Here is a 10,077-nt window from a genome sequence, read left to right as displayed (position 1 = left end):
TCATATACTCCTCCATTTATCCGCTTTCCCCTGGAACTTGGTATTCGTTACATTTCTGACACAAATAGTGACCATTAAGTGCGACAAACCTCTAATAGCTCATAACCCGTTGACTCTAATGAAGATCTAAAAAAGCGACAGAGATCACACTCCGCACAAGCTAAAGACGCTAGAGATCACAAGATCGAAAAATGTCCAACCTGTATATTAAACATCGCTAATTGTTATTGAAATTGTTCAGACTATGCTTAAACTTCGTTAATAGAACTTTCATTAATGTAAACTTCTTTCATTAACATAAGTTACTTTCATTAACAGAAAGTGTTTTCAGCTGGTGTTATTGATCAATTGGAGCAGATATGAGTATAGAACAAGCGACCTATAAACAGCGCCGCCGAAAGGCAAGCGAGTTTGAATCGAGGAGCGCCTATCTTGAACATGAACTATCAATTATGGATCTAAGACGCTGGCGGGTTAATTTACCGTTTCGTGATTTCGGTATCGAAATAGAGGATTGGGTACCAGCGCTTGCTGCAACAATCGGTAAAGTCGTGATGGTAGCCGCTATGGTTGCTGCATTTGCAACACAGTTTGGCCTGTCACAAGAGTTTGTCGCTGAAAACACCCGCTTTGAACTATTGATTGCCGGTGTCATCTTTGTTGTTTTCTTCTCAGCAATCCTAAACCCGCTGACCAACTTGGCGGGCACCCACGGCCCAATGATCCCCCTGATTCCATTAATCGCAGCAGCTGGCGGACATCCTCTTGCGCTTGGGATAATGGTGGGTATATTTGGCTTAATCTTAAGTGCGACCAAGGGCGGGTCCCGGCTGGTAAACTTAACCGGCGAAGGAGTACGAGGTGGATTGTTAATATACCTTGGTGCTGTAGGACTTATCGGACAATTAAACAAATTTGAGTCCTGGGCGATAAACTCAGCGCAAGATGCGGTTCCATTCGTCGTCATTCTTACCTCCATTATTATTTATGCCTACCTGGCCAAAATTGAAAAACGTTGGTTGGCTATTCCACTGTGTTCACTGATTGCCGGTGTCGTTGCATTCGCAATGGGCGTACCGTTCGAATTTGTTACCGAACCGGGTTTACCTAATATGAATCCGTTTTACTGGTGGGGTGAAACTACCGGTTGGCAATTAGGATGGCCGCAACTTGAACACTATATTGCAGTTATTCCTTTCGCTATTCTGGCTGTGGCGATGTGGTCACCGGATTTTCTGGGTCACCGCGTATTTCAGGAATTAAATTACCCGAAAAGTGCCAAAGGCACATTGATGAATGTAGACGACACCATGGCCGTCTGTTCTATCCGTCAAATAGTCGGTGCAGGCTTAGGTGGCGGTAACCTGGCCTCGTCTTGGGGTACCTACATGATCCCGGCGGCAATCGCTAAACGCCCCATTCCAGGTGGTGCGTTACTGACAGGTCTACTCTGTGTACTGACTGCCGTATTGGGCTTCCCGATGGATCTCGCGATGTGGGAGCCAGTTCTGCGCGTAGCTCTTTTAGTGGGTGTATTCCTACCGCTGCTTGAAGCCGGAATGCAGATGGTGAAGAGTTCGAGTAACGCTCAAAGCGCCGGTATCTGTATGTTCGCTTGCGCCTTGGTCAACCCTGTCTTTGGCTGGGCACTGACTATGGTACTCGATAACCTCGGATTAATAGGCAACAAAGAGCGTGCAGATTCTCTGTCACGTACTGACAAACTTATCATTCCAGTGGCCGCTCTGGTCATTTGTGTAGGTTCGTTAGCACTGGTAGGTCAATTACCGGGCATACCTGCTTTGTTATAACGCTTAAGCTTGAAAATACGATAGGTCAGATAACTGGCCTATCTTTCATTACTTCGTTTAAAAAATGGGGCTATCTCAGACCCCATCTATTCTCTCTCTGGCACTTCCTTTTCAGCTTCCCGCTTAACCAGAATAAAAGTCAGGTACATCTTGGTAGGCAGAGACAGCGCCATGCCGAAGGCCACGCACATTGCACTAATGATGATTCCTTTTACGCCCATAGCTTCAACCGTGTCGCTAAAGTTGTGAAAATAGATGCCCAGAGAGATCAGGGCAAGGCCGACAGTGATACAGCACTTCAGCAGCAAGATCAGCTTGTCATCTGTCACGGTAGCCCCTCCATCATTTGCATAACATTTAACTAATATAATAGATAATTCGGCGCAATTACAAGCTAACTGAGATCAAAAAGGCAAAGGTAGAATCCAGGAACTTAAGGAGGAGTGAACGCTCAATTTTTGCAGTTAAGTCCGCTTACACAGAGCCTTAGGCCCTGCCTCCTCAAACATCCAAATCGATGTTTAAGGATAGACAAGGCTCAAGCCACGATGATGACGGCTATTTAGCTGATAAACTATGCAGGTTTTTGATAACTAATGTGTTGATGGAACCGCACAATCAGCTCTTCGCGTGATCTGTCTAACGCTAATTCAGACGTAAGGCTCTTTAAGGCATCTTCAACCCGATTCAGATAACGGCTAAGGCCGCCATCTTTGGAGTCGTTTACGCCTGCGGCGATAGTAAAGTTCACCGTTTCGACCAGGCGTTTACCGTCCCAATGACGAATATATTGCTGCTCTTCGATATTAGGATCGAAGCCGAGCATCTGCACCTCGTCGGTACCATCGACCTGATCGAACTTACTGTTACGGACCAGTGGTGTCAGCCCATTAGCCACCATAGCGATTCGGTTAAGTTTGTTGCCTGCTGCGGCCTGGATAAATGTATCTTCCAGCTTCTTATACAGCGGCGTAAAGTCATCGGTATGTGTCGGCAGTAAAGCTTGTTTGAGCTTACGGCTCAGAGGGAGCTTTACCGTGACATAGCATAATGAACCGTGTCCTTCGGGAAGCGGACACTGTCTTGCTCTATATCTGTCGCTGATTGAGCGCAGCTTATATCCATAGCTCTCTTTGTTGCCTTTAGATTTGGCGAACAGGTCATAAGAGAGATGTTGATGATCGCGAATTTTAATTCTCAGATCTTTTTCCGGCAATTGAGGCGCCAGCTTGGCAAGGAAAGACTGAACCTTTATATGAAAATTAGCCGAGTTACTGCGGATCTCTTCACCTGTCGCTAACAATACAATCCTGATTTTTCGTGCCCGGTAATCATCCTGACTATGGAGAGTTTGCGCTTCATGATACTCAGGATTATAGAAAAATATGATCTGTTCAGCGGTCGGGAAGCAGTAGGCTTCGGTGTGAAAGCGCACTACGGGTAATTTATCGTTAGTGATCACATGAATGTTATATAACTCTTCCTGCTCCGCAAGGCTGAAAATGGTGCGGCTAAGCGTATGATAACAGGTTTTATAATCGGGATAATGGGCCAGCAACTCATCCGTTACTATGATTTCTGCGGTGATATATTGATTACTTCGAACGTCCTTGGGTAGGTACACTTTTTGCTGATGCCTAAGGGCCATAAATACTCCTTGTGAAAAGTTAACCATTTGTAGCTTGGTGCCAATGGTAGCGGTAAATTATGACGAGAATACTGCTATAGAGCACACTTTTAGCTGAAGCTACATAATACCCTTCGAATATGATTTAATGCTTAAAATCGATATGCAAAAAAACTAAATGTAAGGATAAATCCCTCCTTTACAGCTCCCCCCTTCGTTTGCCATCCATGGCCCTCAAAGATAGGTATCTCCATATACAGACCTCCTCCTCACTGTGAGGCTCATACAATTTAGCTGCACAATGATAAAGGACGTATTTTCAAAAAGATTAACAATAGGATGTTTAAAAATGATTGGCTGCGTTAATTTCATTATTAGTGGTATTTACCGAACCAGCATAAAAGCCGGTTAAACTGGCTAGGCTGATGAGAATAATAAAATCTAATCGACTTTTTCTTTCACTTTCACTTTCACAAAGAAAATAACAAATAACAAACGGTGACAGTGTTATTTAATTTGAAAGCTGGATAACAAAAAAAAGCCAGTCGACTTACATCGACTGGCAAAGGATTTGAGAGGTAATAGTGGAGATGCTATTTATTTCAAATCAACGGGCCATTCTTTTTCAACGCGCTTCTCTATAAATGCTTCCTTCGAGGTTTTCATCGCTTCAAAATTAAGACCGGCTAAAGGTTGAACCTTAGCTTTAGTATCGTATTTGCTGCCATCATAAACATAATCAGGCGCATACTTAGTTAATAACAGATCGGCTTCAGCAATCGCTTCATCTAAAATTCCATTCGACTTTTCCAACAGACGTACAGCTTCTGTAGGATTGTGAGCATGGATACCATGAGACGCCGTTGCACTGTCCCAGAACCACTGTCCATGTCTGATTTTAGTTAATAAACTATCCATTTCTGCCGCTAACGGAGTACCTGCTTTTAATGCCGCTTCGTAGTTACCCTTTGCTTCACCAATGCTCTTACCTGCTTCAAGACCTTTAATCCCATTCGCAGACCAAATTGCCTGTGCTTTGAAGTGAGCTTCAGTTAAGCGGGGATCTGTGCCATTGGCAGCAAAACGCAGCTTTTTGATTTCAGCTTTACGCTCATCGAACATCTCTTCGAAATCAGCGCCCTCATGACAACTTAAACAGCTTTCAGGCAGTTGTTCAGCGTCAAACGTCACTTTATGATTTGAGTACTTAGCCCCGGCTTTATTGGTCGCTTTAGGCATATGACAAGTCGTACAACCAAACTCTAAGTGATTATCCATTGCATGTTCAGTTCGATCTGACATGTTTTCATATTCAGGATGTTGCGCTTTGAGTGATGGTACGCCCGAAATGGCATTGGTCCAGTCTTTGAAGTTACGCACATCATAGTACGCAAGCTTGGCTTCAGCCGCGAAACCTTCATAGAGACCATCAGTGCCGGTGTAGCTGACGACCTCTTTATAATCAGTTTTCACACCCGGCACCCAATGATCCCAAGGATAGCGAACTTTCTTACTGTCGGAACCTTCGAAGTAGTATTCAATATGACATTGAGCACAAGTCTGGCTGGCTTGCATAGTCTGTTTTTGATCAGCAAAGTCTCTGCCAATCGATTTCATTGCGCGAGCTGCATAGGGACGACTAATTCTCATTTCATCACTGCCTAACTCATGACAATCGGCGCAACCGATTGAATTAGACATTTCGTGGCCCCAGGTTGACCAGCTATTGTCAGAGAAATTAGCTTCCCCCACCTTGTCATACATGCGAGCAATATCGGGTGTCTTACAAGACCAGCAGTTAGCAGGCATTGCCTCGCCAACGACTTTACCATCATGGCCGACAACAGGATGCCCTGTACGCAGCGTTTTTATTATATCAGTCATCGCAAATTGATGACCTCTGGCACGATTATAATCCTTTGCAAATCCGTAGCCGGCCCATGCGCTGACAAGGTTCGGATTAGAAGCTAAGAAGTCATCCAACTTACCCGATTCAGGGGTGGTCAGCTCTGTTTCAGCCCAAGTAGTATATTGTTCAGGGAACTGTTTTTTCCAATTTTCACTTTTATATAAATCGACTTCTGTTGCCATACTATAACCAGTAAATACGGTTGATAGCATGACAGCAATTGCCAGCTTTTTAATTTTCATGTTCATTCCTCATCGACATTTTTAATTTTTATTAAAAACCAGCTCATCAACAATTAAATCATATTAACCTCAATATTTAACCGTTCAACGAACTTGAAACAATTAATATCACAGCAAAAACAACTGAACATAGAATTAAAGTAACAATGTGATAAACCCCTAAGCAAATTTAATAAACATGTTACCGATCAAACTTTAACCCTGAATTAACTATCTCCTTATAGGTACGCTAAATTCATTAATTAAGTAAAGGTTACACCCAATTAAACGATATATCGCACATATAGCGATATATCGCGACCCAGATTGAAGGCCATATAAGATTATAAAAAAACAAAACTAGCGCAATAAATATAAAGACGATTAATAACAAGATCTTACGAAAGGCAAAAATCTTTTCTTATGAAACTTAAAATATTAAATTAACTTATCAAAAATCAATGCAGATAGACTTCACAAATCACCATAAAAACAACGACCAGATCCAAATAAATAGCAAAAAATAAGTGCTAGCTATAGATAAACCTGGGCTACCTACAGCACTTTTCTTAACTCAACCTTAATTTTTCACTAAAACTAAATGAATAAGAACATCAACAAGCAACAAAGAAGAGTGAACCGGCAAAGAGGTCCTAGCCGACTAGCTACTAACGATGATAAAAACGAAAAGGTGGCACGAAATTATAGAGTTAGCATGCCTTAAGCCCAACAACTCTACCCAGCGCCGCAAGCTCCGACATTTACAATATCCTTATAGGTCAGAAGCTACACCGATGCTGTAAATGGAATTATCTGTAACAGGGCTTAGCAACGCTTTATAAACCAAAATGAGCTGGCCCACTGGGACACTATTATGGCCATGCTTTTGGGTGGTCTTATTTAATTGAATAATGGCGACAGGATCTAAGTATCTAAATACTGACTTGGTATGATATCAGCCATACCAATGCTGCCGATTTTTCCTGTGGAGACTCCCTGTAGAGAGCCCCTGCACAAAACCCGGCCAGACAGAACCAGACATACCCGACTTTATTAGCAATGACCAAAGCCAACACTAAGGCTGCAGTCGGCTCATGACGGGGATTGTCATTAAGAGGCAAATGATGAGCAAACAACCCCATATAGCGGTAAGTCCAGAGCAGGTAGCAGACCATGTCATCGTATGTGGTGAACCGGATCGTGTTAATCGTATCTCAGCCCTGCTGGAGCAAGTTGAACTGATAGCCGATAACCGCGAGTTTCGACTGATGAATGGCCTGTATCAGGGCAAGAAGATCACCCTATGCAGCACAGGTGTAGGTGCACCATCGGCCATCATAGCCTTGGAAGAACTAAACCTTTGTGGTGCCAAATATATAGTGCGGGTCGGTTCAGCCGGGGCGCTGCAGCACGATATTGCCCTGGGCGAATTGATTGTTGCCGAAGCAGCTGTGCGCGATGAGGGAGGCTCTAAGGCTTATGTGGCCAGTGAGTTTCCTGCTTGCGCCGACCGCCACCTGCTCTCAGGTATCGAGGCATATCTGGTTGAAAATAATTACCCGACTCACGTGGGTCTGGTGCGCTCCCATGATAGTTTTTACCGCGATGATGAGGATACTATCTGTCAGCTCTGGAGCCAAAAAGGCGTGCTTGGCGCAGATATGGAAACCTCCGCCCTGTTAACTGTGGGAAGGCTACGCGGACTAAAAGTGGCATCAGTACTCAATAACGTGGTGCTTTACCAGCAGGATGTTCAGGATGGAGTCAATCAATACGTTAATGCGGATAATGTGATGATGCAGGGGGAAGTGGTCGCCTCCAGAGCCGCGTTGCATGCCCTGTGGCTACAGCCTTAAAAGAAGTCATAAGCTGTAAGTTATAAGCTCTAAGTGGCGAGCTGTAAGTTATAAGCTCTAAGTGGTGAGCTGTAAGTTATAAGCTCTAAGTGGCGAGCTGTAAGCTGTAAAAATGATATATTCCGGCGAAAGGCATCGCCGGAATGACAGCAATATAACCCTCAAACTCAGCCTATAAAAAAACGAACCGCAAGGGGTTCGTTTTAATCACTTCGCGGCTAAAGCCGCTCCTACATTAAAAACGTTTTATTTATAAAACGCTTCAACCGTTCCTTTTATCGTCATCATTAGCGGTTGACCACGACGGTCTAACGCCTTGTGAGTCGGGACTTTTACCCAACCTTCACTGATGCAATATTCCTCAACATCAAAACGCTCTTTGCCGTTGACCTTAATACCGATCTCGTGCTCGAAAATTTCAGCCACATGATGTGGACTACGTGGATTAACGGAAAGACGATCGGGTAATGCTGGTTGCGATGTAGTATCGGTCATGGTCTGGCCTATAGTGAGAGATGGTATAAATAATCGCGCCATTGTAGGCAATACAAGCCTTATGCTCAAGCGCGGCAGTAATAAATGTGAGTGCCCTTTCCCCAGCTCTTTAGACAATCGCCAGGCAATAGCTCGTCATTTATCCGCGCCCCCACTTATCTCGACTCAGATAGAGCAAAGACCGACACTCCAAAGACCACTATCGGCACCGACCGACAGCAGCCCCATAGTTCACAAGTGAAAACACTCCACTTTTATGAACGCGTCAGGTAGCCTTTTATCAACGCGTCAGGTAAGAGCGGATAAACTCTGTGATTGCTACCAGATCGGCGACAGCTATGAACTCATCTGTGGTGTGCACTTTCGACATCCCCGTCGACAAGTTAACCGTCTTCAGACCTTTCTCATTAAAGATGTTGGCATCTGAGCCTCCACCGGTAGGCTTAGTGAAAGCTTCAATACCTATGGCTTCAAAAGCGGCTTTAATTGCAACGACGTGCGCGTCATCGTCAGAGATATGGTACGCATTGTAAGAACGACTCGAGGCTATCTCGATACCTGCGCCATGCTTTTGCGCCGCCGCTTCAAACGTCGATACCATGTGATCGACTTGCTTGGCCAGCTTATCATCATTGAGTGAGCGGGCTTCCGCTTCAATGTGCAGCTCAGGCATGACGATGTTGGTCGCCTGACCACCTTGCACGACACCAATATTGGCGGTGGTTTCATCATCGATTCGACTCAGCTGCATCTTGCTGATTGCGTCGGCCGCGACCGTCAGGGCATTAATGCCCGCTTCAGGCTCCAGCCCCGCATGAGCAGGCTTGCCTTTGATGGTAACTTTCAGGCTTTGTTGACCCGGAGCGGTAGTGATAATCGTGCCAATCGGGCCACCGGAATCGAGCACGATAGCCTGGTCAGACTCAATCTTGCTCATATCGAAGTTCTTAGAGCCATGCATGCCACGCTCTTCATAAACGGTAAACGCAACTTCAATGGTTTTATGTGCTTCGCCGCTTTCTTGAATGTTGCGAACCGCTTCCATGACCGCAGCAATACCAGATTTATCATCGCCCCCTAAAATGGTGTCGCCTTTAGCGCTGATAACACCATCTTCAATGATGGGCTCAATACCATTACCCGGTGTCACAGTGTCCATGTGGCTGCTGAAAATAATGCTGCCTTCAAGCGAGCCCTGTAGCTTGCCGTAGATATTAAACCCATTTGAAATGGTGCCCGGAACGCTAAGCTGAGTCACCTCAAAGCCCAGTTGACCGAGTTGCTCTACTAAGGTTTCTGCAACCGCTTTTTCATTGCCTGATTCGCTGTCAATTTTCACCAGCGAGATAAAGTGTTCAACCAGCCTTTGTTGATTAATATTTGTCATCTGTATGCGACTTCTTTTCTGCGAAATAGACAAGAATCATAAACCCAAGTGAGAATAGGATAGATGGGTTACATCAAAGAAATGCCCGAAAGAATAAGTGAGGCAGACTCAGACCCAACTTATGCCTGACCCAACTTATTCCTTATTGATTGGTTATCTGTTGATTTATCATTGTTCTCCATAGAGAATAACACTTGGTTTGAGCGGTTTATTCAATAGTATAGATTTAGGAGTTTCAGTTAGATGATGACAAAATGGGCGATACGTTTTTTACAGATGGCCGAACTCGTTGCATCCTGGAGTAAAGACCCCTCCACTCAAGTTGGTGCGGTGATCACCGAAAATAACCGCATTGTCTCACTAGGTTTCAACGGCTACCCCCATGGGATCTCCGACAGTGCCGAAACCGACAACCGAGAGATGAAGCTGCTGAAAACTCTCCATGCAGAAGAGAATGCTATTCTCCATGCCAAACGTGATCTGAGTAGCTGTGAGATCTGGGTGACCCACTTCCCCTGCCCTAACTGCGCCGCCAAGATAATCCAAACGGGTTTACGCGCCGTACATAGCCCGCAACCCAGCCAGGATTTCCTGTCGCGCTGGGGAGATAAGATTAAAGTCAGTCAGGATATGTTCGACCAAGCCGGGGTTCAGGTCGATTGGATGCAGGTAGAGCCTTTAGCAGCTAACTAATTAACCGTCCTTAGCAGCTGTTGAAACAAAGAGTTCAGCGACTTTTAAAGCTCCAATAATGAATAATTGAAATAGTGG

The 10,077-nt window shown here is 44.8% G+C and carries 8 protein-coding genes; 3 read left to right on the top strand and 5 right to left on the bottom strand.

What is annotated here, in order from left to right; genetic code table 11:
• Positions 1-359 precede the first annotated feature (359 nt).
• Complete coding sequence (locus tag EKG39_RS23095) at positions 360-1,811, top strand: DUF3360 family protein (protein WP_126508309.1); 1,452 nt, start codon at positions 360-362, stop codon at positions 1,809-1,811.
• A gap of 86 nt (positions 1,812-1,897) precedes the next feature.
• On the opposite strand, the gene EKG39_RS23090 is transcribed toward EKG39_RS23095, so the two are convergent.
• From EKG39_RS23090 to EKG39_RS23080, 3 genes are all read right to left on the bottom strand, one after another.
• Entirely contained in the window at positions 1,898-2,140 is a 243-nt protein-coding gene (locus EKG39_RS23090; protein WP_126508308.1) for a hypothetical protein, read from the bottom strand.
• A gap of 245 nt (positions 2,141-2,385) precedes the next feature.
• Positions 2,386-3,459, bottom strand: a complete 1,074-nt coding sequence (locus EKG39_RS23085) for a DUF3083 family protein (RefSeq protein ID WP_126508307.1) — start codon at positions 3,457-3,459, stop codon at positions 2,386-2,388.
• Between the two features lie 576 nt (positions 3,460-4,035).
• Positions 4,036-5,589 (bottom strand): ammonia-forming cytochrome c nitrite reductase subunit c552, encoded by a 1,554-nt coding sequence (locus tag EKG39_RS23080; protein ID WP_126508306.1) that lies wholly within the window; start codon positions 5,587-5,589, stop codon positions 4,036-4,038.
• Between the two features lie 1,103 nt (positions 5,590-6,692).
• Here EKG39_RS23080 and EKG39_RS23075 point away from each other — a divergent pair.
• Positions 6,693-7,424 carry a nucleoside phosphorylase gene (locus tag EKG39_RS23075; RefSeq protein ID WP_126508305.1) on the top strand — a complete coding sequence of 244 codons (732 nt, stop codon included), beginning with the start codon at positions 6,693-6,695 and terminating at the stop codon, positions 7,422-7,424.
• A gap of 246 nt (positions 7,425-7,670) precedes the next feature.
• On the opposite strand, the gene EKG39_RS23070 is transcribed toward EKG39_RS23075, so the two are convergent.
• Both EKG39_RS23070 and EKG39_RS23065 read right to left on the bottom strand, forming a co-directional pair.
• Positions 7,671-7,919 carry a DUF3297 family protein gene (locus EKG39_RS23070; RefSeq protein ID WP_126508304.1) on the bottom strand — a complete coding sequence of 83 codons (249 nt, stop codon included), beginning with the start codon at positions 7,917-7,919 and terminating at the stop codon, positions 7,671-7,673.
• Between the two features lie 280 nt (positions 7,920-8,199).
• Positions 8,200-9,306, bottom strand: a complete 1,107-nt coding sequence (locus EKG39_RS23065; protein WP_126508303.1) for a M20/M25/M40 family metallo-hydrolase — start codon at positions 9,304-9,306, stop codon at positions 8,200-8,202.
• A gap of 243 nt (positions 9,307-9,549) precedes the next feature.
• On the opposite strand from EKG39_RS23065, the gene EKG39_RS23060 reads away from it, so the two are divergent.
• Entirely contained in the window at positions 9,550-9,999 is a 450-nt protein-coding gene (locus tag EKG39_RS23060) for a dCMP deaminase family protein (protein ID WP_126508302.1), read from the top strand.
• Positions 10,000-10,077: the final 78 nt, after the last annotated feature.

This window comes from Shewanella atlantica (assembly GCF_003966265.1).
Taxonomy (GTDB): Bacteria; Pseudomonadota; Gammaproteobacteria; order Enterobacterales; family Shewanellaceae; genus Shewanella; species Shewanella atlantica.
This window is presented reverse-complemented; position numbering and strand designations above follow the sequence as displayed.

Bases quoted from the DNA above. Each gene is read 5' to 3' on its own strand.
- EKG39_RS23095 (WP_126508309.1), top strand. From the start codon at position 360: ATGAGTATAGAACAAGCGACCTATAAACAGCGCCGCCGAAAGGCAAGC.
- EKG39_RS23085 (WP_126508307.1), bottom strand. From the start codon at position 3,459: ATGGCCCTTAGGCATCAGCAAAAAGTGTACCTACCCAAGGACGTTCGA.
- EKG39_RS23080 (WP_126508306.1), bottom strand. From the start codon at position 5,589: ATGAAAATTAAAAAGCTGGCAATTGCTGTCATGCTATCAACCGTATTT.
- EKG39_RS23075 (WP_126508305.1), top strand. From the start codon at position 6,693: ATGAGCAAACAACCCCATATAGCGGTAAGTCCAGAGCAGGTAGCAGAC.
- EKG39_RS23070 (WP_126508304.1), bottom strand. From the start codon at position 7,919: ATGACCGATACTACATCGCAACCAGCATTACCCGATCGTCTTTCCGTT.
- EKG39_RS23065 (WP_126508303.1), bottom strand. From the start codon at position 9,306: ATGACAAATATTAATCAACAAAGGCTGGTTGAACACTTTATCTCGCTG.
- EKG39_RS23060 (WP_126508302.1), top strand. From the start codon at position 9,550: ATGATGACAAAATGGGCGATACGTTTTTTACAGATGGCCGAACTCGTT.